A 26,779-nucleotide genomic window follows, 5' to 3' on the forward strand; every position below is an offset into this window, starting at 1 on the left:
TTTTCTCCTTTTCAATTCGTTGAAGGATATCTTCATTTTTTATGGAAGTGTTACACTTTAAGTACGAGGTCTTTCAAAAATAATTTCAAAATACGAGGCAGAGCCATACCCAGACGTCGCCGGCGCAAAGATTTGGATAAACCTCCACCCCTCTCTCGCATGCTCGGCAATAACTTCATGATAGTCCTCTTTCGGCTTGCTTGCCCAAGTTGTTAAATCAATTTTGACAAATTTGTATTCGTACATCGGATTACCCCCTACTTTGTTCGTTATACTTGATATACGATTGGGGTGGGTGAATCGTTTCAAAATTTTGTAAAATATAATCGAGGTGTCAATGTGTCTTACTTTAAACAAAGAATGAAGCAGTATAAAACCGTTTCAATAAGCTTATTGATCGGCTTTATTATCGTGACGTTGTTATTTGATAAACCAGATTATCCGAAAGCCCTACTTGCGATTGTGATTGGATTGTTGATTGGAGAAGCGTTCGTTTATTTGAAGTGGAGACGAAAAAATAAGTGACTGACCAGAGGGAAACTAGATGCTTGAAATACTTGCGAACATCGGCATGTCGATGGTGATCTTTCTGCGGGGAACGCCAGAGGATGAAAAGATTGAAAAGAATATTGAGCTGTTGCAAAGGGTGGCGTGGTTTCGAGAACTTTACTCAGAGAACGAAGAAGAGTTCAGGAAAGACCCCGACCTTCGTTACTTGATTGGTACAGCGAATGTGGAGAAATGTTTGGAGAGTGAGAAAAGGAGTGAGCAGTTGAGGCGGAGGGTGGAGAAATACAAGATAGTAGGCTAATGTTGTTTTCTGTTTTTTGAGTTATATGTATAGGAAAAGAACGAGCCCTACCGGATATCGGCGAGTTCGCTGTTTTTTCGGTGACTTTTTCCTGCTTTTCGGCTACTTCGCCTGTCTTTTCGGCGCACCCTCTTTTTTCAGCGACTTCCACCTGCTTTTCGGCTACTCTTCCTCTTTTTCGGCGACTCACGCTCGCTTTTCGGCTACTTCGCCTGCCTTTTCGGCGTCCGCTCTTTTTTCAGCGACTTCCACCTGCTTTTCGGCGACTCTTCCTCTTTTTCGGCGACTCACGCTCGCTTTTCGGCTACTTCGCCTGCCTTTTCGGCGTCCGCTCTTTTTTCAGCGACTTCCACCTGCTTTTCGGCGACTCTTCCTCTTTTTCGGTGACTCACGCTCGCTTTTCGGCTACTTCGCCTGCCTTTTCGGCGTCCGCTCTTTTTTCAGCGACTTCCACCTGCTTTTCGGCTACTCTTCCTCTTTTTCGGTGACTCACGCTCGCTTTTCGGCTACTTCGCCTTCTTTTTCGGCGCACCCTCTTTTTTCAGCGACTTCCACCTGCTTTTCGGCTACTCTTCCTCTTTTTCGGCGACTCACGCTCGCTTTTCGGCGACTCCGCCTGCCTTTTCGGCGCACGCTCTTTTTTCGGCGACTTCCACCTGCTTTTCGGCTACTCTTCCTCTTTTTCGGCGACTCACGCTACCTTTTCGGCACACGCTCTCTTTTCAGCGCACGCTCTCATCTCCTACCCACCACCAACTTCTTCACTCCATATATCCCTACCGCACTGCCGGCCATTGCGACAATCATGCTCGATGATAGAAAATAGAGTGCATAGTAGATTCCCGATCCTGCAACTAGATCAATCATTACAAAGGAGGAAATCGCTGCACTCTTGATTGTGTAGAAGACAAACGTTTCTCGTTGTTTCACCTCTGTCACGCACCTTTGGTTTTTACTTAGCGTATGACGAGGAAGTTTTGTCTCATTCGACTTTGTTTCGAGCAGGTAGCAGGTCAACTCGTTATGAGATTGACCTAGCTGCTTCTTCTACCGTTGCTTTCTTTTTTAACATGATGACAAAGAGTGTTGCCATGATGCATAGGAGGCCTGCTGTTAAAAACGTAATCGTATATCCATCGAAGATTTCAAAGAAATAACCTCCGAGAAAGGCTGCCACTCCTGCTCCAACTTGGTGGGCGGCGAAAACCCAGCCGTATATAATGACTCCCTGTTCCTTCCCAAAGTAATAGGAAGCGAGCCGGATTGTAGGCGGGACCGTCGCAATCCAATCAAGACCGTAGAAAACCGCAAATGCGATTAACAGAACGTATGAATTCATCCCAAGTGCATATGGCAATACGAGGAGGGACAACCCTCGTAATCCGTAATACCAAAATAGGAGCCAGCGGTTATCGAAGCGATCGGATAGCCAGCCCGAAGCCATTGTGCCGATAATATTGAAAATGCCCATAAAGGCTAATAAGCTCGCTGCATGCACTTCCGGTATCCCATGATGGGAGGATGCTGGAATGAAGTGCGTGCTAATTAATCCGACGGTTGAGAAACCACATATGAAAAAGCTAAGAGCTAAGATCCAGAATGGGACAGATCGTACGCCGAGTCCAAGTACATTGAACGCTTCTTTAATTGGGTTCTTGCTCTGATCTTTTTCATGTGGGATGTCCGTCGCGCCATAAGGCAATAACCCCTTGTCCTTTGGCGAATCTTTCATCCAAATCGCTACCAATGGAATGATCAGTAAACCTAGGATGAGAAACATCGAGATGCCGATTCTCCAAGAATACACATCTGATAAATACGACAGCAAAGGCAAAAAGAGCACTTGTCCCGCCGCCGTACTGGCCATGAGCAAACCGATTACAAATCCTCTTCGTTCTTCAAACCAGTTATTAGCCACATTTGCAGCAAGTACCGTCAGAAAGACACCACACCCAAAGCCAATCATAATCCCCCAAATAAGGTACAGTTGCCATATATGAGACATGATTAAGCTGATTACCATTCCTAGTACTAGTAGAACCATGCCATAGATCATCATTTTCGTGATCCCGATCTTCTCCATCGCTGCCGCAATAAACGGTCCTAGAAAGCCATAGAGTGTTAGATTAATCGCAAAGGCCAAGGAAATCGACGAACGAGTCCACTCAAATTCTAATTCCAGCGGCAGAAGAATCACACTAGAAACCGAGCGAATGCCTGCCGCTATTAATATTGCAAAAAAAGTAATCCAGACAATGACCCAGCCATAGTGGGTTTTCTTCATGTGAAACACTCCTTTAATGTTGCACCCGCTTCGTTTTCAAAAAAACTCTATGTAAGCGTTGCCTCTAAACTATTATTATATGACACGTAAAATAATGTAAGTATTAAAAATATTTATTTTATTTTTACATGATCTTTATTATAAGTTAATAATTACCTTTTATACTAGCAACTGTACTCAAATCTAGTAATTATAGGAGGAGTTAGTAATGAAGATGTTTAAGAGATTTTTGGCAACTGCTTTATGTTCTGCTGTTGTCGTGTCCGGATTTAGTCATATCCAAAAGGTGGACGCAGGACCTCCGTCGCACTCCAATGCAAAAGTGGACAATGTTATTTATATGATTCCCGATGGGTATTCGGCTAGTTACGCGACCAATTATCGTATTTATAAAGGGGAAGACCCCGTTTTAGATTCTATGCTTGTTGGAATGATGAAAACCAACTCAGCAGATAACTGGGTAACGGATTCCGCTGCAGCAGGGACCGCTATGGCAACAGGTGTGAAAACAAATAACGGAATGGTTAGTGTCACTCCTGATGGTGAACCGCTAGAAACGATTCTTCAAGCGGCCGGTGATGCTGGAAAGTCTACAGGTTTGGTTGCGACGTCTACCATCACGCATGCAACACCTGCTGTATTTGGATCTCATGTTGAATCTCGAGGTAGCGAAGCAGATATTGCCTTACAATTGGCAAATGAAATTGATGTCCTTCTTGGCGGTGGGAAAGCAAACTTCTTACCAAAATCTGAAGGTGGTAACCAAGAAGAGCGTCATTTAATTGATGAGGCGATCGAAAACGGCTATCAATTTGTTGAAACTAGAGAAGAGCTTTTAGCGCTTAATGGACAAGCCGACAAAGTATTAGGATTATTTGCAACGGGTGCGATGGCTCCAGAATTAGACCGCGATGTGACAGAAGAGCCTAGCTTGGCAGAGATGACGAAGGCGGCCATCGACACGTTATCAAAAGAAAAAGATGGTTTCTTCTTAATGGTAGAAGGCAGTCAAATCGACTGGGCTGGACATGCTCACGATGCGGCCTGGGCGATGAAAGACACGGAAGCTTTTGAAGAAGCAGTCAAAGAAGCATTAGAATTTGCCAAGAACGATCGCAAAACATTAGTAGTCGTAGCAGGTGACCATGATACTGGCGGTATGTCTGTCGGAGGCTATGATGAATATTTAGCAAAAGCGGATATCCTTCATGATGTAACAGCGACTGGGAACTACATGGCAAGTGAATTACATGCAGACCGCAGCAATGCAAAAGATGTACTAAGTACATACGCAAACATTGAGCTAACAGCTGAAGAGGAAGAACGCATCCAAACAGCCCCTGCCAATCAGGTAGCCTTTGTGATCAATACGATTATTAGTGAGCGTGCTTACGTCGGCTGGTCATCAACCGCCCATACCGGAGTTGATGTTCCATTATACGCGCACGGCCCTTCCTCAGATTTATTTAACGGTCTTCTAGATAACACCGATTTGCCACAGCGAATGGCCGAAGCAATGAAGATCGATTTTGCCCAGTAAGGTCCCTATGTTTTCAGACGGTAAAAGAAGGATAGATGAGCAGCAGTTGCTGCTTATCTATCCTTTACTTGATTATTCTCCACCTTAAAAAGCCGGCGGTGTCACCGAAAACAAGATCGAAGCCTCGGTGTCAAACGCGTTCTCCCACTTATGCTTCATATGGGCAGGAATCTTTACACTATCTCCTTCGACTAATGTATACTCTTCACCATTTAAATAGATTTTGATTGTTCCTGCTAGCACATAGGCTACCTCTTCCCCTTTGTGGGATAACAGTTTCTCTGATGAAGTGGTTTGAGGGGGAACTTTCATAATCGCCGTTGCCATTGTTCCGGTAAAGTCTGGCGAAATGAGTTCATATGATAGATGTTCTACCGTCATCTTCTTGCGCTCGTTTGCTCTCACGACTAAGTCGGCCGTATCGTTATCCTCGAGCAAGAAACTGAACGTTGGCACATCAAGTGCTTTCGCTAATACTTTTAGTGTTTGGATCGATGGATTGGCAAGCCCTCGTTCAATCTGGCTTAACATTGATGGCGTAATGTCAGCTAACCTCGCCAACTCCCTGCTGCTATATCCCTTGTCTTTTCTAAACGTTTCTACCTTTTTTCCAATATCAATATTCTCCACTTCTACCTATCTCCTGTTCTTTCGTTAAATTAAATTAAATTTTATTAAAAATCACTGAACATTATATCTCCGTGTGTTAATATACATTTAACATATGTTAAATCATATTTTACTAAGTCGAGAGTGCAAATGTCTAGGAGGGGCGAACATGAGTGATTTCTTTACGTTTTTATTGTTATCGCTTTTTGTTGTCATGAGTCCGGGGGTCGATACGGCTCTTATTACGAAAAGGACGATTGCAGATGGGCGAAAAAATGGTTACAAGATGGCTTTAGGAATTACAACAGGCTCGTTGGTTCACACATTGGCGGCAGCTTTCGGCCTGTCGGCTATCCTGATGCAATCAGCTCTTGCCTTTGAAATTGTAAAATATATTGGCGCTATTTATTTGATCTATCTCGGGATCTCTTCCTTTTGGGCGAGGAAGAACGTAGGTGACAACGAGATTGATGTTGTGAATAGAAAGTCTGCTTTTAAACAAGGCCTTTTATCTAACGTTCTCAATCCAAAAGTAGCGATGTTCTTCATTACGTTCCTCCCGCAATTTGTCAGTAACGGGAGCCATGTGACCACTCAGCTGATCACGATGGGAATCATCTACACGCTGCTCTCGATTTCTTGGTTTTTTGTGTACGTATTTTTTATCAATTCGTTACGCGAATGGCTCTTATCTGTGAAGGTGCAAAGGATGATGGACCAAGCAACAGGTGTCGTTTTGATTGGGTTCGGCTTGAAGCTGGCACTTGAGAAACAGCAATAGATAACAAAAAGCCAATGAAAAAAGGGATGGTTCCATCCTTTTTTCATTGGTTCTTTTTCTGGCTCGGAAAAATTGTATAAGACATTGAATAGACGAAATCTAGGACAAAAATAAGTCCCCATAACATCCCGATGTAATACATCGTTTCATTTGCATAAGGCGATGTGGCGGCTTCGCCTGTTTCAATCCAGGAAAGATCTGTTACGTACTGCATCATTTCTTCCACACTATTTGTCCCGATCGACCAAAGAATGAATTGCCCGATTGCAAAGACAAGTAAGTGGATCGTTGCGCTCATTCGGTATTTTTTCGCGATGTATTTAGGGTTTTTGTTCCGTTCGATCATGTTGTAATCTTTTTCCGTTAGGAGCTCGACTTTACGGAGCTTCCCTATTTTTTGCCGCATCCACCGATCAAGGCGAATGAAGTCGAAGATCCCAAATGTACATGCGTAAATCACAAAGATGATGATAACGAGTAAAAATGTTGAAAATTCCCCGGTCTGTCTATACACAAGAAGACCCAATAGCGCTTCTAAAACAAGGAGGGCGAGGAATCCAACGATGAAGAACATGCTTAGCTGGCGTTTTTCTAAAAAGTAACGAAAGAAACCAAAGAGCAACAAGCAAGCAATGGACAGAACTTCGGCGATGATAAAAATCTCCCATTGATATTCAATCAGAACATTCATTGCCTTCCCCCTTTTAAAAAGTATTCGGTCGCTTCCTCAATAAATTGAATAAGGTCCTCTTCAATCGGATAGAAGCCTGCCTTTTCCGAATCCTCCTGCGATTTTCTCACTTCCCACACTTTCTCGGCAAAGTCTGAGTCCTCCCCGTACGTCTCATTTTCTTTCTCTAGCATCCGACGAATGATCGACTGGACTTGAACCGCAGCAACTCCCTTGTTCCGATGCTTTTTGGTCTGAGCTAATAATGAAACCCACTCGAGCGTGTCCGCGTCACCGTTATTCATATTCGGTAGAAGATCTAGCAGTTCTTGTTCCTTTTCACTAAAGCGTTCCTGTAAAAAACGTTCCCTTTGATTTGAGTGGTCTTCATACATTCGTATGAGTTGATGGATGTGGGCAAGGTCATTTTTTCCCTCAATCGTAAATTCGTTCATCAAGCCTCGAAGCATCGATTCCATTTTTTCTAGTTTCTGCTTTTCTTGTATGCAGTAGTTTAATTGATTTTGCAGTTCTTTGTACCAATCACGTTCGCCCTCATCCAATAACTCTTTAATATCCGCTAAGCTAAACCGCAATGTCTTTAAAAACTGAATCCCTTGCAGCTTCTTAATTTCTTCCTCCCCATACAAACGATGCCCACCATCTGTTTTCCCTAAAGGCTTCAACAACCCAATCTGGTCATAGTGCCGCAACGTTCTTACCGTAACACCTGTTTGCTTCGCTACCTCTTTTATCGAAATCATTTCATCCCTCCTTGTGATCGAACCCTTTATATTGATTATACAAAATGACGTAACGTCAGCTTCAAGAGGAAATTCGCGAAGTAAGGGTGTGATACCTTTTTTTGAAGTTGATGAAAGACCACATGCGGTGATCGCTAAGGGGGATTGGCTTTTAGGACGTCTCTTAAGGACAGGTCTTTTCTCTTTTTCTCGTATTTTGTCCTTTAGGACGCTTCTATTGGACTTCTCCCTCCTCTTTTTCTCCCTTTTTGTCCCTTAGACCGCCTCTCTTGGACTTCTCCCTCCTCTTTTTCTCTCATTTTGTCCTAGAGAACACTTCTCTTGGACTTCCACCTCCTCTTTTTCTCCCTTTTTGTCCCTTAGACCGCTTCTCTTGGACTTCTCCCTCCTCTTTTTCTCTCATTTTGTCCCTTAGACCGCCTCTCTTGGACTTCCACCTCCTCTTTTTCTCCCTTTTTGTCCCTTAGACCGCCTCTCTTGGACTTCTCTCTCCTCTTTTGCTCCCTTTTTGTCCTAGAAAACGCTTCTCTTGGACTTCTCTCTCCTCTTTTGCTCCCTTTTTGTCCTAGAAAACGCCCTCTTGTCCTTCCCACTCCTATCAAACTCTAACAATATATGGTAAATACGTCCTCTAAGGTGTTACACTTAAACTTAATCGTACCGTATCGAATTTGTAAGGGGGAATTGCCTTGAGCGAGAAGAAGCCAAGATTGACTTTGACTGGTGCAATCATTATTTTAAGTATTTGCATCATCTATGCTGGATCGACGATATCGAGTGCAATTAGGGAGGCGGGGAACCGTTCAGACAGTGGAATCAATGATTATGAATTAAGCAGATTTAATGATAATTTCGAAGAGTTGATTAAGACGTTGCAGGAGTAAGTTCATAGGGGGAGCCGGAGATGAACATAGAGTTATGGATCGTCCTTTTACTACCGTTACTCATTGGGTCTGTAGTTGGCGGGGTTGTCATTCATCGCGTGAAGAATGTGAAGAGATTTCTTCTAATATATTCACTAAGTGGCGTGCTCTATATTATGTTGTATGTCGCTTATCTTTCTTTTTTGAAACCACATTTGTTTTAAAAAGGCGCTAATCTGACAAGGAGATTAACGCCGAGCTCCATCTTCTAGAGACTGCTGCTTTCGTTTCTTCTTCTCTTCTGCCTTAACGTGCATCTGCAATCCAACATAGACTCCAAGCGCAATGACGACAACTGCTAAAGATCCGATCCAAGCATACATAAAAATCGTAAAAAGAGTACTGACTAAGAAATCCATTGAGAAAAATCCTTTCTATCTTAAAGGTAGAAGTTTCCTTTTCTTACTATAACCGTAACATACATATCGACATGATGGGACCCATAAGGGAGATTTATTGGAGGAGGAGGGCGATACTTCACTATGGTTGAAATTTCAGGCAACAAAGTCGTGTTAAAAAAAGCAACGGATAAGGATATTAACGAGTTGTACTTTTGGAAATATGAGGAGAAGAAACAAGAAGCAAAGAAGTGGAATGGCCCCTATATTCCAGAAGAAAAAGTAACTAAAGAAGAGTACGAAAAAACTTGGGAAGAAGAGATTTTTCCAAACATCCCTGCTTCCCTTGTTATAAAATCGGAAGGGAAAGCGATTGGTTACGTTGGTTCTTACTGGGTAGGTAGAAACACGAATTGGCTTGAGACTGGCATCGTTATTTATGACAGTGACTTTTGGAATGGCGGCTATGGCTCTGAAGCTTATAAACTATGGATTGACTATCTTTTCACGTCCACTACTGTACACCGATTAGGGATGTCAACGTGGTCAGGGAATGTAAGAATGATGAAGGTCGCAGCTAAATTAGGGATGAAAGAAGAAGCGAGAATCCGAGATGCAAGAATCGTAAATGGCGAATATTTTGATGCGATTAAAATGGGGATCTTGAAAAAGGAGTGGGTACAAAAGGGATTCTCAATTTTTTCATTATGAATTAGATTTGGCTGAATAGGCATTTCAAAAGCCGATTGGTTTTCATCAAAACCAATCGGCTATTCTTTATGATCACTTATGTTTCAAAAGCTGAGCAAGATCATAAAGGGATTCGTACTGTTTAATTTCAAAGTTTCGTCCTTGCTTTTGCAAATAGCCTTTTTCGCAAAATTGCGTTAGCACATGCAATAAGTGCCGGTAAGAGACGCCCAAATAATCACAAACCGTAACGTGTTTCTCCTTATATACCCCTTCATCTGCCGTTTCCAAGATGAAATCGGCAAGCCGGTTTTCTAGTGGGAAAGCAAGGCTTTGAGAGTATCTTGCGGCCATAAGGGATGCTTTCACACTTAGAAATTTGGTTAATTCACGTAGGAATTTGGCGTCTTCTAGCAATTGTGTACGGTAGTGATGAATCGGAAGAGCAAAACAGATCGTCTTCGTTGAGGCTTGGATTCCTTTTGTATAGTACACGTCATTTAATAATTCCATTTCCCCAATGTAGTCGTTTTCTTTTATAAAATTAATTAAGGAAACTTTCCCGTTTTGATGTGTCACATATATTTTGGCTTTTCCTTCAACTATATAATAGAGGAAATACGGCCTCATGCCTTCTTGAATAATCCATTCGTCCCTTTGATATTCGTGAATTTGTATAAATTCATCGATCGGAAATGAAAACAAATGTGCGATGGAGTGTTCTTCTAAATAGCGCTGTCTTTTCGTGCTTTTATAAATTTCCATATATCACCTTTCAAAACATGAGATATCTCATATTATTGTAAGAACCTCCGTGATATTATGCAACCATTGGGGTGATAAACATTGAACACACAACGTTGGATGAGTAGTCAGTTTTTTAGTTTCTTTCTGACTTGGGGTATTTTCCTTCCGTATTGGACCGGATGGATGATTTATACAAAAGGGATTACCGTTTCCGAAGCTAGTTTGATTATGAGCCTAGGATTGGTTGCTCGCGGTCTCTCTACTTTGTTCGTATTTCCTTATTTCTCAGAGAAATTTAGTAGTAAAACTTTATTACATGTCATGTCCATTGGGACGATGATCAGCTTATTGAGTTATATTCCGGCAACTTCATTCACTGACTTGCTATTGGCTACTTTGCTTTTGCATTTGTTCTATCCAGCGTTAATGCCAGCTTTGGATACTGTAGCTGGTACACTTGTACAACATAAACAATTAGCGGATTACGGCAAGAGCCGTTCCTATGGTTCGATCGGATTTGTTGTTGCGGGTATGGTCTTAACGTTTTTTACAGGAGCATGGGGTGATGAAGTCATCTTATGGGCGATGTTACTCGGGGCTCTCCTATTCGTCATTCTAGGTTTTGTGCATTCACCGGCTATTCTATCGAAAAAGCCGAAAGTCGATCCTACCAAAAAGCAAGGAATGATGAGCTTACTCCGTATAAAGAACTTTGGCTTAGTGCTTGTGATCGTGATTTTATTACAAGCTGCACACGCCTCTTATTACAGCTATGGCTATATCTATTTACAGGAAATCCATGCGCCAAAGTACTTGATTGGACTTATTCTTAATATTGGCGTACTCGCAGAGATTATTTTCTTTGCTGTTGCCGACAAGAAATTCAAGCGTTTTTCCGTTGGCTCGTTGTTGGCACTGGCTGCACTAGGTTCAACGATACGATGGATCCTCGTATTTGCCTTTCCTAATGTGATTGTATTCTCTATAGCACAAGTGCTGCATGCTTGCTCATTCGCAATGGGGCATTATGCCTTTATGAAATACTTGATCAACCATCTTACACCTGCGCAGATTCCAAAAGCGCAAGGCCTGTACTCAGCCTTTGCACTTAGTTGGAGTACGGCAGTCTTCACATTGTTCGGTGGCTTTTTATACGAAATCGAGCCAAGATATGCTTTTATCGGAATGATTATTTGTACGATACCGTCGATGTGGCTCGCGCTTCAATATCGAAAAGTCGAAGGTAGATATTTAGATTCCTCTGTAGCATAATTGATCAAAACCCTTATTCAAGTTGAATAAGGGTTCCAATTTGTTCTATTTATATTGTGCTAAGCACCAATCCTTCGTTTCTCGGTCGGCAAAGGATGCTTCTACACTATTTACATAAATTTGTCGGTAGTCTTCTTCGCTTAAGTTAAATTCCCCGTTAACTACATTGATTTCCTTTTCCATTGTCGTATCAGATACTGTTCTGTTATCGGTATTAATCGTTACTTTTATTCCATCTTGATGGAAGTCATAAATCGGGTGTTCGGAATAATGTTGAACAGCTTTTGTTTGAACATTACTCGTTGGACACATTTCCAGCACGACCTGTCTTTCCTTTACGATCTCATAGGCCTCCGCACAATCTTTTATAAATACTCCGTGTCCTACTCGCTCAGCTCCCAAACGTTCAACAGCTTCTAGAACATTTCTACCAAATCCCGTTTCACCAGCATGAATCGTAACTCTGTAGCCATATTCTTTCGCTAATGTAATTGGCTCGACGAATCTTTCACAAAACCCTTCTTCTTCTGATGCACATAGGTCAATGGCTACTACACCTTTTCCAAGGAACTGTTTTCCCTTTTCAACCACTTCGAATGCACTTTCTGTAGACATCGTTCTCATGCATGACAGAATAATATTTCCCTTTATTTCGTAACGGCTCTCAGCTTCCCTCATTCCGTCTATGACAGATTGAATCACGTCCTCCACATCAAGACCTTTTACTGTGTGAAGCAACGGAGCAAATCGAACCTCTAAATATTTCACATTTTCCTTCGCTGCATCCTCAAACAGCTCAAACGTAATTCTACGTAAGTTCTTCTCAGACTGCATAACCAAATTAGGAAGAGAAAATCGTTTTAAATACTCATCAAGCGACTCACATTGCAACGGAGCAACCAGCTCCTTTTGTAACTCATCCTTATCATAAGAGGGCAACTGAATGCTTTCCTCTTGGGCAATATCAATAATCGTCTCACTCCGAAGACTTCCATCCAAATGACAATGAAGTTCAATTTTTGGCAATGCTAAAAAGTTCATGTTTGACCTCCTGAAATGAAATTTTACATTTATATACAAAAAAATTCCTGACTACGAAGAAAATACAAAAGACACCTTTTGCACTCTCTTCGTAATCAGGAATTTCGGTTCCTGGTAGAGACCTCCAAACCATATTATTGGAGTTATACGAAGTTATATTAAATTCTTTAATGTTTTCTAGAATAATAAAATATTGATAGATTGTCAACAGGTTGTCAGACATCTTCTAATCATTACCTGTTTCGCCCCATATAATCAGACTTCAACATACTATAATATAAATTTATAACGTCTTTATTATCTAACAACCTTAGCTTTTCATTTTTTTGAAACCTATATGTAAAACCACATTTCTCGATTACTCTTTTTGAGTTATGATTAAAATCAAAATGCGCACACCATATCAAATCTAAATGCAGCTCATTAAAACCATGTTGAAGTAAACCATTTACCGCCTCTGGGATAATTCCTCTTCCCCAATATTCAGGATTCAACACATAGCCTATTTCCTTCTGTTTTAATTCGGCAAGACGATCGTCAGGTTTTCGATCGTGAAGACCAATCCCACCAATGACTTTATTTTCCGCCTTTAAAACAACCACATAAGTATCATTATTTTTTATAAACATTTTTATAATATCTTTGCTTTCTTCTTCATTTTTATGCGGCGGCCAACCAGCATTCGGACCAACTTTTTCACTTTTAGCATATTCATATAAGTCCTTGCTGTCAGATTCTTTCCATTGTCTTAGTAGTAGTCTTTCTGTTATTAATGGTTCCATGTATTCCCCCTGTATAACTTTTTTTGACTAACCTATAAAGGACAGTCATTATACTCCCTGTTGCATTACTTTAAGTCTGAAAGCAGCATTCCATATATAAGGCTATCTGTCCATTCATTCTTATTCCAAAAATCCTGAATGAAGTGAGCTTCTTTTCTCATACCTATACACTCGCACAACTTTTGTGATGCTATATTTCTTGCATCGAGGTTGGCTTGTATACGATGCACTTGAAATTCATGAAATAACATCCTAACCAAGGAACTCACGGCCTCTGTAGCGTAACCCTTTCCTGAAACTTCCTCAGAAAAGCTATAACCAATTTCAACAGTATCTCTCATATCTGTATACCACACAGATAAATCGCCTATCACTTTCGTTTGATTTACTACTGCTAAACTTAAAGTTGTACCTTTTACGAGTGAACGATTTTCTACCTTTTCATTAAATCTTTTCAGCATATTTTCATCTGTCCACTTATCATGTAAGAGATATTTACATGTCTCCTCGTTCTTGTAAATATGAAAGACATCATGAAGATCCTCACTCTGAAACGGCCTAATCGTTAATCTATCAGTGCTAAATTTCAAAAAAACCCTCCTTTGATTGCCAAGTATTATCAATTATCCACTAACACTAACTCCCATTTTTCTTCGGTAAGTTCTTTATTGGAAAGCATTTGAATTTGATTTCCCTTTAATTTAAACCCAAATCTCTCGTAAAGTTGCCTTGCAGATTTCAGTTCGCTATTAGTCCAAAGCACAATCCTCTTAAACCCATTTTTTTTGCTAAAGTTAATAGCTGTTTCGACTAACTTCCTTCCATATCCAGTCCCTCGAACGTTAGGTTCAACAAGAAATAAACCCAATTGCGCAGTAGTGTCATTAACCTTTTTAATACTTACGGAACCACTTTGTTTCTTATCAACCTCTAAAATGAAAATGTTCTCATCGGAGTCTGCCCGTTCAATAAACCCATTAACACTTTCTTCTATAAAACCTCGAAAAGATAAATCGTATCCAAATTCTTTATTGTATAACTCATAGTGGGAGTTTACTATGTAATCTTTATCTTCTAATCTATATGGACGTATCAACAAATCACCTTTCCCATGTTTTTCTTTTTCAAGGAATGCAGCCTCGTTACTTCAATTACAGAAAGAATGGTCTTTGCAACAAACAGCTCCCAAGCGAAAGCTCTTTAGTTGAAGAACTATTACTTTTTTTGACGATACAAATCAATTGATTTGTATCCTTGTGATAAGACATCAACCATTTGCATTCGGCGTTTATCACGAGTTTTCTGTTGCTTAGCTGAGAAAATATAGCGAGCCCAATCCCTTTTGTAACCTGGTGTTAGTTCCTGATAAAACTTTAATTCATTTGGATGATCTGTTAATAGCCCTTCTATATCTTCAACATTTTCTTCGTAATCTGCTACACATTGACTAGTAGCTGAAGACTTTTCTGCTTTCTTCTTCTCACGCTTTAATCCAACGACCGTAAATACATCATCCATACTTACCATTCGTGAAAACTTCACATCGCTATTTTCCACATACCCATCTTCATCTACTTTCATTGTTGGAAAAATTTCATCTCTGTGAATAAACGTCTCATATCGCTTGTTCCCTTTTTTCGGATATGCAAAAAACAAGTAGCCTTTTTCTTGTAGTTGTTCGGCATTAATCACTTTTTGAGTTTGATTCACCATTTCTTCAATAGTTTCAACAAAAATGAAGATAGCATCATGGTCTCCTGATAGTTCCGTCCTATATCCATTAAACAAATCATAATCACTAGGTTGATTAAGCACGACCATTTTTTTATATTTACTCAGATTTAGTTTATTAATAATTGTCATAGTGTTCTCCTTCGTTTCGTCAATAGTTGTTGTCATTATACATCAGTAGTAACTGGGAATTAGATTGTTTTTTCTAACTCTCTCCGTTAGTGCAATTTTCTAATTAAACTTTTTTTAATTACTTGACTGGATATATTTGATCATCGGTTAAATACTAATTCTATCTGAATTAGTAAATTATATTTATGAGGTGACTATTATGGAAAAAGATAAGTTAAAACTCACATCTGCTGAAATAGGGACATTGTGGATGGAATATGTAAACGGAACAGCCGTTGATACTGTAAACAAATATATGGTATCGATCATAGAGGATGAAAAGATAAAACAATTATTTGAAGAAGCCATCATGATTTTTGATAACCAAAAAAAACAGATCGCTACCTTTATAGAAAATGAAGGATTTCCAGTCCCCATTGGATTTACTGATTCAGACCTTAATATAGGGGTAAAAAGGCTGTTCTCCGACACATTCTGTTTACATTACTTGCACATAATGACGCTACATGGTTTGCTAGGTCACATGACATCACTTAGCGCATCTGTAAGAAAGGATTTAAGGTATTTTTACGATTCTTGCGATAATGACGGAAAAAAAATGTACCATCAAACGACTGAATTACTTTTGGAAAAGGGGCACTTTCAAAGAGACCCTTACTTTTACCCTGAAGCAACTCCTGAATTTGTTACGGGTCAACAATTTTTAGATGGCTTTTTTGGTGACAAACGCCCATTAGCTGCCACTGAAATTATCAGTCTTTCGTTTAATATTAAAAAGAAAATATTAGAAAAAACACTTTCTATTGCTTTTAGCCAAGTGACACAATCAAAAGAAGTGAGGGAATTTTTAGAGTCATCGGAAAAAACCTCAGATGGACAAATTCAAACACTTGCTAAAATACTTCAATCAGATAATTTACCTGTGCCAATGTCATGGGAAACAGAAGTTACAACTTCTCAGGATTCTCCCTTTTCAGATAAGTTAATGTTGTACCACATTGGATTTCTATTACAAACTGCACAAGCCTATCATGGAACTGGACTTGCTTCAGCAATGAGAACAGACCTTGCACTAACTTATGAAAAGATTATATTAAAGAACTTGATGGTTACTAAAGAATGGTTCACCATAATGACAAAATATAAGTGGTTAGAACAGCCACCGCTTGCACCTAATAGGAAAAAAATTGCAAAAGATACATAATCGTTAAATGGCACCTCCCGTATATTGGAGGTGTTATATGTATTAAATTACTTCTACAAGGAAAAGCGATAACCTTTAATCAGCTATCGCTCTCCTTACGTTTATTTTATCAATTCTCCATCCTTATTGAGTAAGGAAACTTGATAAGATTCTATATTAGATATCGATTCAAGCTCTTCAGATTTTAATAGATCTTCAACAGACTTTTGGATTTCTTTTGCTTTATCAATGTCAGAACTGTCTAATGAAGTTTGTACCGTTATTTGCTCATGGTAATCAATGTGTATATCACCAATACCATCATAGTCGTTAAGTCCATCTGAGATAGCAGACGTTAAAGTGAACATTTCTTGATTTACCACTGCCATACCCGTATCCTCAACTGTACTTACAGATTCTTTATCATCTGCCTTTCCCATAACAATCGTTGTTCCTATTATGATTCCTAATATGATAATAACTGCTACAACACTCATACTCATAATACGCTTTTTCATAGAACTCCCCCTTTCTATTGGGTATGTCCAATTACATTTAATATTCCAAAAAAGATACAGTCGTTTGACTGAGTGATGTTTTATTACTATAATGTTGAACTATTAACATTCGGGTAATGAGCTTCTTTCAATTAATTGAATGAACAGAGAGGTAGGTGAAATTATCTTAGACGACTATTATAGGTGTACACGATTTAGTAAGACAGCAAGTGGCCCTTCAGTTCCGTAATCTTTTCCCCAAGACATCAAGGATTATCAATGGAAGATTATTTTTGGGGAGGAAAAGGATGAAAACAAGAATGAGTTTGAAAACGGACTGGACTACATTTGCCGTTAGTGGAGGTTTTTTATTCCTCTTTGTCATTTTTGCATTAGTTGATATTAATAGAGTTGAAGGTTGGGTAACTAATTCCTTCAATTGGTCTGTCACATTTTTTGGTGCTTATTGGCAATTATTATTATTAGGAAATTTTGTAATTGGAATGATCTTAGCTTTTTCGAGATATGGAAATGTGAAGTTAGGAAAAATGGAGAAACCGGAGAATGGTAATTTTCGTTGGATTTCTATGATTCTATGTACGCTTCTAGCTAGTGGTGGTGTATTTTGGGCTGCATCAGAGCCAATCTATCATTTTGTAACAACTCCACCGTTGTTTGCAAGTGATGGAATGACTCCGCAAGAGGCCATTATACCGGCTTTATCTCAAAGTTTTGTCCACTGGGGCTTTTTAGCTTGGGCATCTTTAGGGACTTTAACAACCATTGTCCTCATGTATGCACATTATCATAAAGGATATCCACTTAAACCACGTGCCATTTTGTATCCTATTTTCGGAGAAAAGATTTTTAAGAAAAGCATCGTTGGTTCAACTGCCGATATTGTTTCCATTATTGCAGTTGCTGCAGGTACAATGGGTCCGATCGGATTTTTAGGTTTGCAAATTGGGTATGGTCTTCATTTTTTATTTGATATTCCAAATACGTTAACTACGAATATGATCATTGTTGGGGCATTAATCCTGATTGCTGCTATATCTGTCGCAAGTGGTGTTGACAAAGGGATTCAATTTTTAAGTCGTTTAAATGTTATCTTTGTCGTCTTATTAACAGCGATCCTTCTCATTATTGGACCAACAATGTTCTTAATAGATTCTTTTATTGGTGCTCAAGCTTTTCAATTGCAGCATTTTTTCCAGATGAATTTATATCGCGCAGATCAAGCTTGGCTTGGGTATTGGACGATCTTTTTCTGGGGCTGGTTCTTAGGATATGCCCCGATGTTGGCAATTTTCATTAGTAAAATATCGCGCGGTCGTACGATCAGAGAGCTTATTGTAGCCGTATCGATTATCGCTCCGCTCGTTAGTAATTTCTGGTTTGCCGTTGTTGGTGGTACTGGATTATCTCATGAACTAACGAATCCCGGTTCGATTTCAGGCCCTTTAAGTGATGGCGGAATGCCCGCGACCGTCATGGCCATTATGAACCAATTACCTATGGGATTCTGGCTCGCTATTGGGTTCTTAATCGTTAGTATTGTGTTTGTATCGACTACCGTTGATTCGATTTCATATACAGTAGCCGTAACCATACAAGGTACAGATCATCCCCAAAAATGGATGAGAGTCTTTTGGGTCATCTTGTTTGGGATGTTATCCGTAGTCCTATTAACAATCGGTGAAGGCAGTATACAGGCATTACAAAACTTTATTGTGGTCACGGCAGTACCTGTATCAATCTTGCTCCTTCCACCACTATGGAGTGCACCAAAGATTGCAAAGCAAATGGCTAGAGAACAGGGGATTGTATCTTCTGTTGAAGCTGCGAAAGAAAAGAAAATAGCGTAGGAAGATAATGGTGCCTGTCACCTCCCGCATTTTGTCGATAGAATTTCGACATATTCCGGGGAGTGACAGGCACTTAGTTGTAAATAGGCGGCATCTGTTGTTGTTCATTTTTTAAGGAAACGTGAAGTTCGCGGTCGTCATTAATGGAAGCGAAGAAGACGCGATTTAGTTGTGCAACCTATCTTCGTTGCAATTCAGCAATTAACCATTGTCGGTTTAAACCTAGATAGGTTAATATATCTTCGTAAATTTTCCCTTCTACGATTAATGGATAAGACAAACTTTTGCTTTTCTTTTTTAAATTAATATCCTCGATCGTTACTTCTAATTTACTTTCTTTTTTTAACACGCTTATTTGCCCATTTGCTTCGATAATGGCAATTTCAACATCACTTATATCAAAAATATTTTTTTGTCGTAACATTTGCAACACGTTATCGATGCTATACCTAATCCTTTTTAAGTTTTCCACTAAAAGCTTCCCATCTTGAATGACTAGCGTAGGTTCGAACGTTATCTTTTTCCCTATTTTTCGATGTGTAATTGATAAGTAAGCAGTTAACCTTTGCATCAGTGGAATAACTATAATAGCTAAATACGTATACACATGATTTACATTCGGATCAGCAATGTCGGCCCCTACAACATTGGCTAAAGTCATAATAATAAGGAAATCGAAAATAGGCATTTCTCCAATCGAGCGTTTACCCATATATTGCGTTATTAATAAAAAGAACGGGAAGATCGTAATAATTCTCGCCAATATAATAACTGACTCTTTTAAAACCTCCATATGTTTTCACCTATTTCTGCACAAGTTTAGGTTAGTTATTTCCACGGTGTGGAGAAATATTACCGTGCCTGTCACCTCCCGCATTTTGTCGATAGGATTTCGACATATTCCGGGGAGTGACAGGCACTTTAATTAAACCCAAAATCAAATTATGTTAAAATACAAACGCTAGGACATAAAAGAAAAATCTCTTTACTATATTTAAAATGGTAAAGAGAATAACCATAAGAAACATACTGGAGGTAGTAAAATGAATGGAGAACTAGGTTTAGTCGCACTTAGAGAAGTTTCAAGAGATGAATTTCTTGCTTTAGCTCAAAATGGCATGCGTGAATTATTTGAGCTTGGGCACTACAAAGTGGTTGATGGTTCTAAAGGAGAAGAGCTCAGTCATTTTATTTACGACATGAGCACACACGCTTGTTATTTAGTCGATATGAACACTTGCTATCAATTGCTAACAGCTTTCTATTGTGGTGGAGATAAGACAACTTTGCTTGGGCAATTAAATAAGATTGCAGCGTCGGTGAAGTGAAAATAGCAAAGGGACGGTTCGCACGCTTCCTTCGTTTAGCGAAACGAAAGAAGCAAGAGAACCGTCCCTTCATTGCCTCCTATGCTATAATTTGAATGTTTGTACTATTACATCATCGCAGGAGGAAAAAATGAAACATCCAGTATTCCGCTATCTTTATATTTTCTATTCGTTCGTATTCTTACTACATACGATCAATGTCTTTATGGAAAACGAGAATATAAATTACATAGTGGGCATATTTGCTATTCTTATGTTATTTGTGTCATTCCCATTAGCTTCACGTCTTTTTAAGATTCTTGGGGGTTCGTTTTTATTGATAGGAGGTTATTTATTCTTTACAACTGGTCAGTCTCTTCACGTTATTCCTAGTATATTAACCTCGAATTTATCATTATTAACACTTTTAGCCATGCTTCCTTGGATGAATAGTATTGTGCGGAGTGGAAGATTTGATCGAAATTTGAATTTACTTATGAAAGGGAATGTCACAGATCTCGGTAAGCTGTATCCGCGTAGTTCGTTAACTACACATATCCTTGCAGCTTTTTTAAATTTATCGGCTGCCACCATTTCACAGGATGTATTGAAGAACACGTTGTCTTCTTTTAGTAAAGAGATTCGGAATTCATTTATTACAACAGCATCCCTTAGAGGCTACTCATTAGCCCTGCTGTGGAGTCCTTTGGAGATTATGGTCGCAGTATCGCTATTTACAACAGGGGTTGATTATGTAACGGTCTTGCCGTGGCTTGTTTTTATTGCGGTTGTTGCCTATTTATTAGATTCCGTTTTTGGACGCTTGTATTATAAAAAGTACGCATTCGAGAGTATGGCAGTTAACCATCAGCCAAAAATCAATAAAAAAGCCATAGCGAGGAAAATGGTTCAGTTCGTCTGTGCACTGATCGTATTTCTGACACTTGTCGTATTAATTGGAAATCTATTTGAATTAAACTTTATTTTAACCGTTACCATTATTATTTTCCCGTTTGCTTTTATTTGGTCGCTACTACTGAAAAGACGGAAAAGCTTTTGGACAATCGGATGGAATAATTGGAAAGCAAAAACGAATACGATGCAAAATTTCATCGTATTGTTTATCGGACTTTCCTTATTTTCTACTAGTTTAGGAGATACATCCTTTTTAGCGGTGATTGAAAAGCCACTCTCTTTTGTAACGTCTTATCCGATGCTCGTCTTATTGTTGATTCAAGTAATCTTTGTTTTACTTAGTATGTTCGGAGTTCACCCGATTGCGACAGTTGGGATCTTAACAGGAATCATTACACCTTTGTTAGATTTTATGAACCCTGTCAGTATCACACTCGTTCTCATCACTGGCTCTGTCGCAACATTCACAGTCGGTACGTACGGATTGCTCGTCACATTAACAGCGATGGGTACGCAGCAAAGCCCATACCGCATTACGATACGGAATATGCCTTTTGCAATCGGCTTGTGGATCGTCGGAACACTCGTTGCCTACCTTTTATTATAATGGGCAGGTTTCCTTCCCTTTCCGATAAAGCTACTAATCTGCGTCAATTGTTGAAGAATATTAGAAACAGGAGCAATCATATGTGATTGCTCCTGCTTTTTTAGTACTGCATGTTAGTTGAAAGTCTATCCGTTATAACTGTTCTTATTCTACCATTCGTTTATTTGACAAAAAAGTGACCACATTTTTAAAAGAAAATGAACACTACGTTAAATGCATTAAAATCCCTTTTAGTGAGGGGAGATAACATTTAACATATAACTATATAATTAAGTTTTAAACATTTAGGGGGGCAAGAAGATGAAAAAATTTAAAGGGTTATTAGTATTGTCAATAACGGCTTTTGTTTTAGCAGCTTGTGGTGGGGACACAACAACTGAAGAACCAGATACGTCGACACCGGAAGAAAGTACAGAGGAAAATACTACAGAAGAAACAGACGCTTCAGCAGTTGAAGAAGGTCAAGTATTCACAGTGGAAGAACTTAGTGAGTATAATGGGCAAGATGGAAACCCTGCTTATGTAGCGGTTGACGGAGTCGTTTACGATGTTTCAGATATTGGAGCTTGGGAAGGTGGAGAACACTTTGGTGGAGTAATGGCTGGTGCTGACAACACAGAAAAGATTTCAGCATCTCCACACGGCTCATCTGTATTGGAAAATTTACCAATCGTCGGTACACTTGAATAACAATAAGAATGAAACAAGACAGCTAGTTTCGATTCAAATAATCGTAACTAGCTGTCTTTGTTTAAAGGAGGCGGGAAAGCCTTATTGAACAAAAGCAACGGCTTATTGTGCTATCGCTCTCCGTTAGTGCAACATAGGGCATTAGCTTATTCGCTCTCTTTATACTTTAACTCGCTTAAATTTTCTTTTTTAGTCGAAAAGCTAACTTGGTAAATGTTATTCTTCTCTACCCAATAATGATAGGTTACTTCTGGCTCGTCTTCGAAAACCACCCCAATGTAATACGGATTAAGGTGCTTATAACCATCTTCTCTATGAGGAACCATTGTAATCATCCATTCGTCATTGGGATACTGTTGTTCTAAATATGGTTCTATCATTTCAACTTTCTTCTCAATTTGTGCATCAATCCAATAGGGGCGAGCTATAAAAAATACGCTATATGCTATAAGAACGACTGTGGCGAATACCAATCCAAACTTTCTCCGATTACCTTTTAAAATAAATGAAATAATTATGATTACTGCAATAGCTACACCTACAACCAGAAACTCTATTACTTCTGTTGGGTGCATAATACCCTCCTTGGGTTATTTTTTCACATCAATTTCTTCTTGTTCAATTCTCATGCATGAAAAACAAAGACTGTTGTTCTATACTGCCCCGTTACTTCAAGAAGCTTTCTATTTTCTATCTCTTATTTCTTCTAAAACTTCTATAACACGTTTGTTTTGTTTTTCTATAGAACTTAACCTCTTCTCAATGATGCTCGTTGAAAAAAACACAATAAGTACAATAGCTATTCCAGTGATTATTTCCAATGTTATTCCCCAATATTTCTTCCAGTAAGTAATTAAATTCCTTGTATCATTTCTACTCTATTACCAAAAGGATCTCTAAATTCAAAACGTTCATAATTGGGAATCGGAACAGAGTCTAATATTTTTATGTTCTTCTCTTTTAAAACTTTTCTCCAGTGAGAAACATCTTCCACTTGATAGGCTAAATGGGCTTTCGTTGTGAACCGATCGAAACCTTCTTCTGTCCCAACATGCACCTCTTGGGCTCCAACTTGTAACCAGAATCCCCCTCGCCCTTTTAAGGAATCAGGCTTTTCGATTTCCTTTAAACCCAATACACGACAGTAAAAATCTTTTCCTTGCTCTTCAGCACCCTTTGGGATCGTAATTTGAATGTGATGCAATCCAATAATCATCAGAATTCCTCCTTTAAAGCAAAGTTTTCTAACCTTCTTCGTTTACCCTTTCCCACTCGCTTAAGTACATCCGGCTCGTCAAATTTTTAGGATTGGGAATTTTACAGATAAGTTCAAGACTGTTGCCATCAGGGTCGTTAAAGTGGATTTTGGCGTGAGCCTTACCATTATGAGCCATCACAAAAGGTTCTATTGGCTCAAACCCAAACGCTTCTCTAGGCTTACAACCTCTTTCATTCAACCACACAACTGCATTTTTTAGATCTTCTAAAGAAACTTGAAAAGCTATGTGCCTGATAGAAGGGTGGTATTCAAGTTCAACCTTATCTGTTTCCCATAATCCCAACCAGCTTTTCCCTTTATCAATCCAAAAAAAGGCTAACTTATCCTCGTGGCAATGTGAAAACTCTAAGCCTAATCTTTTATAATATTCAATAGAACTCTTTAAATTGCTTACTGGTAAATGTGCTTCATATAATCCTAGAATCATTGATTGTTACCTCCATAAGATTAGCTCATCTTTTAAGAAGCCTGCTTCTCTAGCTTACCATCTACTTCCTTTTTTTGGCACAATAAAAGGCACCCTTTTTGAAGAAATGCTTAGCGAGAATTCCAAACGCTCTACTTACGTACTTTTTCTCACAAGGTTTTCATCTCAAACTCACTTCCCTCATTGACTACAACTACTTATAACCCTATCATAAGAACTATTAAGTCATTTTAGTTTGGTTTAGTTAGTTTTAGTTTGGTTTATTGAAAGAAAAGTAAGGAGAACACATATAATGAAGAAATTTTATGGCCTTTTGGTTTTCGTGTTTTTGCTTGTCGGTTGTGGAAGTGCGGGCACTGAGCCAGATAAAGCAGAATCGAAACATGAATCAGAAGAGGCTTCTGTAGAGTTACTCATTTCGGCCGCTGCTAGTTTAACTGATGTGTTAGAGGAAGTGAAGGAAAAGTACGCTGAGGAGAAACCAACTGTTACGTTAACATTTAATATGGGGCCATCTGGTCAGTTGCAGCAGCAAATTGAACAAGGCGCACCTGCTGATGTTTTTCTTTCAGCTGCTCAAAGACAGATGGATGAGCTAGAGGAAAAAGAGTTACTTATAAAGGAAACGAAAGTTGATATCGTAGGAAATGAACTCGTGTTAATAGCTCCTACTCATTCTACATTGACAAGCTTTGAGGAGTTAAAAGGAGATGCGGTCAAGCATATCGGAATTGGTAACCCAGACTCTGTCCCAGTAGGTCAATACGCAAGAGAAGTATTAGAAAATATCAACCTATGGGAAGATTTATCGCCAAAATTAGTCGAAGGTCAAAATGTGAGAACGGTCTTATCTTATGTTGAAACTGGAAATGCTGAGGCCGGGTTCGTTTATCGTTCTGATACAGTAGCTTCGGATAAAGTAAAAATTATTGAAGCAGCACCAGAAGGTTCAGCTTCACCAATCCTTTATCCAGCAGCAGTAGTAAAAGCTAGCAAGCATCAAGACGAAGCAAAAGCGTTTGTCGAATTTTTACAGACGGATCTAGCTATTGAGATCTTTGAACAGTATGGTTTTAAGCAAATCGAAAAGTAATTTTATTTTTTGGGAGGGGATTTCATGCTAGATTTAACCCCCTTATGGATATCGATGAAAACATCACTTACAGCAACGGCCATCACTTTCTTTTTAGGGTTGGCCGTTGCTTACTGGATGGCACATTACAAGGGGCGACTTAAAGGGATCATTGACGGGCTTCTCATCTTGCCAATGGTACTTCCTCCCACTGTTGTGGGTTTTATTTTATTGCTTGTCTTCGGAAAAAATAGCTTTATTGGTGGGTTATTAGCAAACTTTGATATTACCGTAGTCTTTACTTGGTGGGCGACTGTCATTGCAGCGACGGTCGTTGCGTTCCCTCTGATGTATAAAACTGCAAGAGGTGCTTTTGAACAAGTTGACATGACTTATATTGAGGCGGCTCGTACGTTAGGTTATCATGATTTGAAAATATTTTGGAAAGTCGTTCTACCTCTGGCCTGGCCAGGGATTGCCGCAGGAACCATCCTCTCTTTCGCACGAGCATTAGGAGAATTTGGAGCAACGTTAATGCTAGCGGGGAGCATCCCAGGAAAAACACAAACGGTTCCTATCGCGATTTACTTTGCTTCTGAAGGTGGAAACATGGATCAGGCATTTATTTGGGTGATGATCATTATATCTATTTCCTTAATGGTTGTTGTGCTTTCAAACCTTTGGACAACTAAGCGCTATTCTACTATTGGACGAGTTAGGGGGGATCGTTGATGAAGCTGCAAGTGAAGTTAGAAAAACAGTTTCCAGACTTCTCCTTACATAATGAATTTGAGATTGAGGATGAGACATTTGGGATTCTAGGTGCCTCTGGTTCAGGGAAAAGCATGACACTTCGTTGTATTGCAGGGCTTATTACCCCTCAAAAGGGAGAATCGTCTTAAACGACCGAGTCCTATTTGATTCAGAGAAAAACATCAATCTCCCGCCAAGAAAGAGGAATATCGGCTATGTTTTTCAAAATTACGCCCTCTTTCCACACCTAACAGTTGAAGAAAATATTGCTTTTGGCATTAAACATCTTTCAAAAGTTGAACAAAAATCAAGGATAGAAAAACAGCTAGAATCGATTCAGCTAACACACCTGAAAAAGAAATACCCAATTCAATTATCAGGGGGACAACAACAGAGAGTCGCATTGGCACGTGCCCTTGTAACAAATCCAGAAGCATTGCTACTTGATGAACCTTTTTCAGCGTTAGATAACCACCTTCGCAAGCAGATGGAACATGAACTGATTGAATTGCTCAAAACATACGAGGGGGTAACGTTATTTGTTACTCACCATTTAGAAGAAGCTTATCGAGTTTGTAATCGAATTATGATTATGGATGGCGGAAGGGGAATTGCGGACGAAAAGAGAGATACCATTTTTGCTAATCCCCCTACCCTAACGGCAGCGAAGCTAACTGGTTGTAACAATTTATCAGCAATACAAATGGTGACTCCTTCTAGCATCGAAGCGGTTGAATGGGGAAATATCGTCTTGAATTTGAAAGCCGACGAAGTTCTTAAAGGCAAGCCAGCTTACGTTGGGATTAGAAGTCATCACATCCAGTTTGTTTTCGGGGAGAGAATCAACAATGAAAATATCTTCCCTTGTAAAATTGAATCGTTTGAAGAAGGACCGCACTTTATCACTGTTTTTATCAAGCTGAATGAAAACTCCTCATTATCGCTCGAAGTCCAAATTGCCAAGGAACAGTGGAAGACGATTCATTCAAATGAAAAACAATACGTCTACTTTCCTCCAAACCATTTATTTTTAACAGAGGCTTAATTGATTAGATACCATCATTAC

At 39.3% G+C, this 26,779-nt stretch carries 33 protein-coding genes, 1 pseudogene and 1 riboswitch; of the genes and pseudogenes, 16 read left to right on the plus strand and 18 right to left on the minus strand.

Annotated features, from left to right (window positions below; translation table 11 throughout):
* Positions 1–57: 57 nt before the first annotated feature.
* Positions 58–246, minus strand: coding sequence for a DUF4177 domain-containing protein (locus tag BkAM31D_RS21070; protein ID WP_066157596.1), 189 nt, complete (start codon positions 244–246; stop codon positions 58–60).
* A 93-nt stretch (positions 247–339) separates the two neighbouring features.
* Between BkAM31D_RS21070 and BkAM31D_RS21075 the strand changes: the two genes are divergently transcribed.
* Positions 340–525, plus strand: a complete 186-nt coding sequence (locus tag BkAM31D_RS21075) for a hypothetical protein (RefSeq protein ID WP_066157598.1) — start codon at positions 340–342, stop codon at positions 523–525.
* A gap of 19 nt (positions 526–544) precedes the next feature.
* Positions 545–811 carry a hypothetical protein gene (locus BkAM31D_RS21080; RefSeq protein ID WP_066157601.1) on the plus strand — a complete coding sequence of 89 codons (267 nt, stop codon included), beginning with the start codon at positions 545–547 and terminating at the stop codon, positions 809–811.
* A gap of 735 nt (positions 812–1,546) precedes the next feature.
* Here the strand turns inward: BkAM31D_RS21080 and BkAM31D_RS21085 are convergent.
* Both BkAM31D_RS21085 and BkAM31D_RS21090 read right to left on the minus strand, forming a co-directional pair.
* Positions 1,547–1,741, minus strand: a complete 195-nt coding sequence (locus BkAM31D_RS21085) for a hypothetical protein (protein ID WP_157076920.1) — start codon at positions 1,739–1,741, stop codon at positions 1,547–1,549.
* Between the two features lie 91 nt (positions 1,742–1,832).
* Entirely contained in the window at positions 1,833–3,095 is a 1,263-nt protein-coding gene (locus tag BkAM31D_RS21090; protein WP_066160120.1) for an MFS transporter, read from the minus strand.
* Between the two features lie 214 nt (positions 3,096–3,309).
* On the opposite strand from BkAM31D_RS21090, the gene BkAM31D_RS21095 reads away from it, so the two are divergent.
* Positions 3,310–4,635 (plus strand): alkaline phosphatase, encoded by a 1,326-nt coding sequence (locus BkAM31D_RS21095; RefSeq protein ID WP_371807210.1) that lies wholly within the window; start codon positions 3,310–3,312, stop codon positions 4,633–4,635.
* 84 nt (positions 4,636–4,719) lie between these two features.
* On the opposite strand, the gene BkAM31D_RS21100 is transcribed toward BkAM31D_RS21095, so the two are convergent.
* The gene (locus BkAM31D_RS21100; RefSeq protein WP_066160125.1) at positions 4,720–5,265 is read right to left on the minus strand and encodes a cupin domain-containing protein; all 546 of its coding nucleotides are present in this window, start codon (positions 5,263–5,265) and stop codon (positions 4,720–4,722) included.
* Between the two features lie 148 nt (positions 5,266–5,413).
* On the opposite strand from BkAM31D_RS21100, the gene BkAM31D_RS21105 reads away from it, so the two are divergent.
* Positions 5,414–6,025 carry a LysE family translocator gene (locus BkAM31D_RS21105; protein WP_066160127.1) on the plus strand — a complete coding sequence of 204 codons (612 nt, stop codon included), beginning with the start codon at positions 5,414–5,416 and terminating at the stop codon, positions 6,023–6,025.
* Positions 6,026–6,068: 43 nt separating this feature from the next.
* Here BkAM31D_RS21105 and BkAM31D_RS21110 read toward each other — a convergent pair whose 3' ends face one another.
* A complete protein-coding gene (locus BkAM31D_RS21110) occupies positions 6,069–6,716 on the minus strand; it encodes a hypothetical protein (RefSeq protein ID WP_066160129.1) in 648 nt (215 codons plus the stop codon).
* Positions 6,713–7,459: a MerR family transcriptional regulator gene (locus BkAM31D_RS21115; RefSeq protein WP_066160131.1), complete on the minus strand. Its 747-nt coding sequence runs from the start codon at positions 7,457–7,459 to the stop codon at positions 6,713–6,715. The genes BkAM31D_RS21110 and BkAM31D_RS21115 overlap by 4 nt, the downstream gene beginning before the upstream one ends.
* Positions 7,460–8,148: 689 nt before the next feature.
* On the opposite strand from BkAM31D_RS21115, the gene BkAM31D_RS21120 reads away from it, so the two are divergent.
* Both BkAM31D_RS21120 and BkAM31D_RS21125 read left to right on the plus strand, forming a co-directional pair.
* On the plus strand, positions 8,149–8,343 hold the full coding sequence (locus BkAM31D_RS21120) for a hypothetical protein (RefSeq protein WP_066160134.1): 195 nt from the start codon (positions 8,149–8,151) through the stop codon (positions 8,341–8,343).
* A gap of 20 nt (positions 8,344–8,363) precedes the next feature.
* On the plus strand, positions 8,364–8,546 hold the full coding sequence (locus BkAM31D_RS21125) for a hypothetical protein (protein ID WP_066160136.1): 183 nt from the start codon (positions 8,364–8,366) through the stop codon (positions 8,544–8,546).
* A 24-nt stretch (positions 8,547–8,570) separates the two neighbouring features.
* Here the strand turns inward: BkAM31D_RS21125 and BkAM31D_RS23790 are convergent, their stop codons facing one another.
* Positions 8,571–8,741: a hypothetical protein gene (locus tag BkAM31D_RS23790; RefSeq protein ID WP_157076921.1), complete on the minus strand. Its 171-nt coding sequence runs from the start codon at positions 8,739–8,741 to the stop codon at positions 8,571–8,573.
* A gap of 123 nt (positions 8,742–8,864) precedes the next feature.
* Between BkAM31D_RS23790 and BkAM31D_RS21130 the strand changes: the two genes are divergently transcribed.
* Positions 8,865–9,431 (plus strand): GNAT family N-acetyltransferase, encoded by a 567-nt coding sequence (locus BkAM31D_RS21130; RefSeq protein WP_066160139.1) that lies wholly within the window; start codon positions 8,865–8,867, stop codon positions 9,429–9,431.
* 72 nt (positions 9,432–9,503) lie between these two features.
* On the opposite strand, the gene yeiL is transcribed toward BkAM31D_RS21130, so the two are convergent.
* Positions 9,504–10,175, minus strand: a complete 672-nt coding sequence (gene yeiL / locus BkAM31D_RS21135; RefSeq protein ID WP_066160142.1) for a transcriptional regulator YeiL — start codon at positions 10,173–10,175, stop codon at positions 9,504–9,506.
* A gap of 81 nt (positions 10,176–10,256) precedes the next feature.
* On the opposite strand from yeiL, the gene BkAM31D_RS21140 reads away from it, so the two are divergent.
* A complete protein-coding gene (locus BkAM31D_RS21140) occupies positions 10,257–11,429 on the plus strand; it encodes an MFS transporter (RefSeq protein WP_157076922.1) in 1,173 nt (390 codons plus the stop codon).
* Between the two features lie 45 nt (positions 11,430–11,474).
* Here BkAM31D_RS21140 and add read toward each other — a convergent pair whose 3' ends face one another.
* From add to BkAM31D_RS21165, 5 genes are all read right to left on the minus strand, one after another.
* Positions 11,475–12,470 carry an adenosine deaminase gene (add, locus tag BkAM31D_RS21145; RefSeq protein ID WP_066160145.1) on the minus strand — a complete coding sequence of 332 codons (996 nt, stop codon included), beginning with the start codon at positions 12,468–12,470 and terminating at the stop codon, positions 11,475–11,477.
* A 72-nt stretch (positions 12,471–12,542) separates the two neighbouring features.
* A riboswitch (purine riboswitch) is annotated at positions 12,543–12,641 on the minus strand.
* A 62-nt stretch (positions 12,642–12,703) separates the two neighbouring features.
* Positions 12,704–13,252 carry a GNAT family N-acetyltransferase gene (locus BkAM31D_RS21150; protein WP_066160147.1) on the minus strand — a complete coding sequence of 183 codons (549 nt, stop codon included), beginning with the start codon at positions 13,250–13,252 and terminating at the stop codon, positions 12,704–12,706.
* A 65-nt stretch (positions 13,253–13,317) separates the two neighbouring features.
* Entirely contained in the window at positions 13,318–13,842 is a 525-nt protein-coding gene (locus BkAM31D_RS21155) for a GNAT family N-acetyltransferase (protein WP_066160151.1), read from the minus strand.
* 29 nt (positions 13,843–13,871) lie between these two features.
* Positions 13,872–14,348: a GNAT family N-acetyltransferase gene (locus BkAM31D_RS21160; protein WP_066160154.1), complete on the minus strand. Its 477-nt coding sequence runs from the start codon at positions 14,346–14,348 to the stop codon at positions 13,872–13,874.
* A 119-nt stretch (positions 14,349–14,467) separates the two neighbouring features.
* Positions 14,468–15,115, minus strand: coding sequence for a YdeI/OmpD-associated family protein (locus BkAM31D_RS21165; RefSeq protein WP_066160157.1), 648 nt, complete (start codon positions 15,113–15,115; stop codon positions 14,468–14,470).
* A 199-nt stretch (positions 15,116–15,314) separates the two neighbouring features.
* On the opposite strand from BkAM31D_RS21165, the gene BkAM31D_RS21170 reads away from it, so the two are divergent.
* On the plus strand, positions 15,315–16,319 hold the full coding sequence (locus tag BkAM31D_RS21170) for a DUF3231 family protein (RefSeq protein ID WP_066160160.1): 1,005 nt from the start codon (positions 15,315–15,317) through the stop codon (positions 16,317–16,319).
* Between the two features lie 101 nt (positions 16,320–16,420).
* On the opposite strand, the gene BkAM31D_RS21175 is transcribed toward BkAM31D_RS21170, so the two are convergent.
* Complete coding sequence (locus BkAM31D_RS21175; RefSeq protein WP_066160164.1) at positions 16,421–16,816, minus strand: hypothetical protein; 396 nt, start codon at positions 16,814–16,816, stop codon at positions 16,421–16,423.
* A gap of 287 nt (positions 16,817–17,103) precedes the next feature.
* Here BkAM31D_RS21175 and BkAM31D_RS21180 point away from each other — a divergent pair, with 287 nt between their 5' ends.
* On the plus strand, positions 17,104–18,663 hold the full coding sequence (locus tag BkAM31D_RS21180) for a BCCT family transporter (RefSeq protein ID WP_066160168.1): 1,560 nt from the start codon (positions 17,104–17,106) through the stop codon (positions 18,661–18,663).
* 178 nt (positions 18,664–18,841) lie between these two features.
* On the opposite strand, the gene BkAM31D_RS21185 is transcribed toward BkAM31D_RS21180, so the two are convergent.
* Positions 18,842–19,456 (minus strand): DUF421 domain-containing protein, encoded by a 615-nt coding sequence (locus tag BkAM31D_RS21185; protein WP_306807419.1) that lies wholly within the window; start codon positions 19,454–19,456, stop codon positions 18,842–18,844.
* A 250-nt stretch (positions 19,457–19,706) separates the two neighbouring features.
* Between BkAM31D_RS21185 and BkAM31D_RS21190 the strand changes: the two genes are divergently transcribed.
* The 3 genes from BkAM31D_RS21190 (at position 19,707) to BkAM31D_RS21200 (ending at position 22,182) form a co-directional block, all read left to right on the plus strand.
* Positions 19,707–19,991, plus strand: a complete 285-nt coding sequence (locus tag BkAM31D_RS21190; RefSeq protein ID WP_066160170.1) for a hypothetical protein — start codon at positions 19,707–19,709, stop codon at positions 19,989–19,991.
* 130 nt (positions 19,992–20,121) lie between these two features.
* A complete protein-coding gene (locus tag BkAM31D_RS21195; RefSeq protein ID WP_066160172.1) occupies positions 20,122–21,492 on the plus strand; it encodes a hypothetical protein in 1,371 nt (456 codons plus the stop codon).
* Positions 21,493–21,792: 300 nt separating this feature from the next.
* On the plus strand, positions 21,793–22,182 hold the full coding sequence (locus BkAM31D_RS21200) for a cytochrome b5 domain-containing protein (protein WP_066160175.1): 390 nt from the start codon (positions 21,793–21,795) through the stop codon (positions 22,180–22,182).
* A gap of 146 nt (positions 22,183–22,328) precedes the next feature.
* Here the strand turns inward: BkAM31D_RS21200 and BkAM31D_RS21205 are convergent, their stop codons facing one another.
* The 3 genes from BkAM31D_RS21205 to BkAM31D_RS21215 form a co-directional block, all read right to left on the minus strand.
* On the minus strand, positions 22,329–22,757 hold the full coding sequence (locus BkAM31D_RS21205) for a hypothetical protein (protein WP_066160178.1): 429 nt from the start codon (positions 22,755–22,757) through the stop codon (positions 22,329–22,331).
* Between the two features lie 278 nt (positions 22,758–23,035).
* Positions 23,036–23,398: a VOC family protein gene (locus BkAM31D_RS21210; protein ID WP_066160184.1), complete on the minus strand. Its 363-nt coding sequence runs from the start codon at positions 23,396–23,398 to the stop codon at positions 23,036–23,038.
* Between the two features lie 28 nt (positions 23,399–23,426).
* Positions 23,427–23,888 (minus strand): VOC family protein, encoded by a 462-nt coding sequence (locus BkAM31D_RS21215; RefSeq protein WP_066160187.1) that lies wholly within the window; start codon positions 23,886–23,888, stop codon positions 23,427–23,429.
* A 292-nt stretch (positions 23,889–24,180) separates the two neighbouring features.
* Here BkAM31D_RS21215 and modA point away from each other — a divergent pair, with 292 nt between their 5' ends.
* From modA to BkAM31D_RS24035, 3 genes and pseudogenes are all read left to right on the plus strand, one after another.
* Complete coding sequence (modA, locus tag BkAM31D_RS21220) at positions 24,181–24,981, plus strand: molybdate ABC transporter substrate-binding protein (RefSeq protein WP_066160189.1); 801 nt, start codon at positions 24,181–24,183, stop codon at positions 24,979–24,981.
* 24 nt (positions 24,982–25,005) lie between these two features.
* Positions 25,006–25,692 (plus strand): molybdate ABC transporter permease subunit, encoded by a 687-nt coding sequence (gene modB, locus BkAM31D_RS24025; protein WP_066160191.1) that lies wholly within the window; start codon positions 25,006–25,008, stop codon positions 25,690–25,692.
* 113 nt (positions 25,693–25,805) lie between these two features.
* Positions 25,806–26,758, plus strand: a pseudogene (locus tag BkAM31D_RS24035) (sulfate/molybdate ABC transporter ATP-binding protein).
* Positions 26,759–26,779 lie beyond the last annotated feature (21 nt).

The sequence above is a fragment of the Halalkalibacter krulwichiae genome (genome assembly GCF_002109385.1).
GTDB lineage: Bacteria > Bacillota > Bacilli > Bacillales > Bacillaceae_D > Halalkalibacter > Halalkalibacter krulwichiae.

Excerpts from the sequence above, each read along its gene's own strand:
- BkAM31D_RS21205 (WP_066160178.1), bottom strand. The coding sequence starts at position 22,757 with ATGCACCCAACAGAAGTAATAGAGTTTCTGGTTGTAGGTGTAGCTATT.
- BkAM31D_RS21170 (WP_066160160.1), top strand. The coding sequence starts at position 15,315 with ATGGAAAAAGATAAGTTAAAACTCACATCTGCTGAAATAGGGACATTG.
- BkAM31D_RS23790 (WP_157076921.1), bottom strand. The coding sequence starts at position 8,741 with ATGGATTTCTTAGTCAGTACTCTTTTTACGATTTTTATGTATGCTTGG.
- BkAM31D_RS21165 (WP_066160157.1), bottom strand. The coding sequence starts at position 15,115 with ATGACAATTATTAATAAACTAAATCTGAGTAAATATAAAAAAATGGTC.
- BkAM31D_RS21130 (WP_066160139.1), top strand. The coding sequence starts at position 8,865 with ATGGTTGAAATTTCAGGCAACAAAGTCGTGTTAAAAAAAGCAACGGAT.
- BkAM31D_RS21215 (WP_066160187.1), bottom strand. The coding sequence starts at position 23,888 with ATGATTCTAGGATTATATGAAGCACATTTACCAGTAAGCAATTTAAAG.
- BkAM31D_RS21110 (WP_066160129.1), bottom strand. The coding sequence starts at position 6,716 with ATGAATGTTCTGATTGAATATCAATGGGAGATTTTTATCATCGCCGAA.
- BkAM31D_RS21105 (WP_066160127.1), top strand. The coding sequence starts at position 5,414 with ATGAGTGATTTCTTTACGTTTTTATTGTTATCGCTTTTTGTTGTCATG.
- BkAM31D_RS21115 (WP_066160131.1), bottom strand. The coding sequence starts at position 7,459 with ATGATTTCGATAAAAGAGGTAGCGAAGCAAACAGGTGTTACGGTAAGA.
- modB (WP_066160191.1), top strand. The coding sequence starts at position 25,006 with ATGCTAGATTTAACCCCCTTATGGATATCGATGAAAACATCACTTACA.
- BkAM31D_RS21180 (WP_066160168.1), top strand. The coding sequence starts at position 17,104 with ATGAAAACAAGAATGAGTTTGAAAACGGACTGGACTACATTTGCCGTT.
- BkAM31D_RS21175 (WP_066160164.1), bottom strand. The coding sequence starts at position 16,816 with ATGAAAAAGCGTATTATGAGTATGAGTGTTGTAGCAGTTATTATCATA.
- add (WP_066160145.1), bottom strand. The coding sequence starts at position 12,470 with ATGAACTTTTTAGCATTGCCAAAAATTGAACTTCATTGTCATTTGGAT.
- BkAM31D_RS21210 (WP_066160184.1), bottom strand. The coding sequence starts at position 23,398 with ATGATTATTGGATTGCATCACATTCAAATTACGATCCCAAAGGGTGCT.
- yeiL (WP_066160142.1), bottom strand. The coding sequence starts at position 10,175 with ATGGAAATTTATAAAAGCACGAAAAGACAGCGCTATTTAGAAGAACAC.
- BkAM31D_RS21125 (WP_066160136.1), top strand. The coding sequence starts at position 8,364 with ATGAACATAGAGTTATGGATCGTCCTTTTACTACCGTTACTCATTGGG.
- BkAM31D_RS21195 (WP_066160172.1), top strand. The coding sequence starts at position 20,122 with ATGAAACATCCAGTATTCCGCTATCTTTATATTTTCTATTCGTTCGTA.
- BkAM31D_RS21070 (WP_066157596.1), bottom strand. The coding sequence starts at position 246 with ATGTACGAATACAAATTTGTCAAAATTGATTTAACAACTTGGGCAAGC.
- BkAM31D_RS21150 (WP_066160147.1), bottom strand. The coding sequence starts at position 13,252 with ATGGAACCATTAATAACAGAAAGACTACTACTAAGACAATGGAAAGAA.
- BkAM31D_RS21090 (WP_066160120.1), bottom strand. The coding sequence starts at position 3,095 with ATGAAGAAAACCCACTATGGCTGGGTCATTGTCTGGATTACTTTTTTT.
- BkAM31D_RS21080 (WP_066157601.1), top strand. The coding sequence starts at position 545 with ATGCTTGAAATACTTGCGAACATCGGCATGTCGATGGTGATCTTTCTG.
- modA (WP_066160189.1), top strand. The coding sequence starts at position 24,181 with ATGAAGAAATTTTATGGCCTTTTGGTTTTCGTGTTTTTGCTTGTCGGT.
- BkAM31D_RS21185 (WP_306807419.1), bottom strand. The coding sequence starts at position 19,456 with ATGGAGGTTTTAAAAGAGTCAGTTATTATATTGGCGAGAATTATTACG.
- BkAM31D_RS21190 (WP_066160170.1), top strand. The coding sequence starts at position 19,707 with ATGAATGGAGAACTAGGTTTAGTCGCACTTAGAGAAGTTTCAAGAGAT.
- BkAM31D_RS21200 (WP_066160175.1), top strand. The coding sequence starts at position 21,793 with ATGAAAAAATTTAAAGGGTTATTAGTATTGTCAATAACGGCTTTTGTT.
- BkAM31D_RS21095 (WP_371807210.1), top strand. The coding sequence starts at position 3,310 with ATGTTTAAGAGATTTTTGGCAACTGCTTTATGTTCTGCTGTTGTCGTG.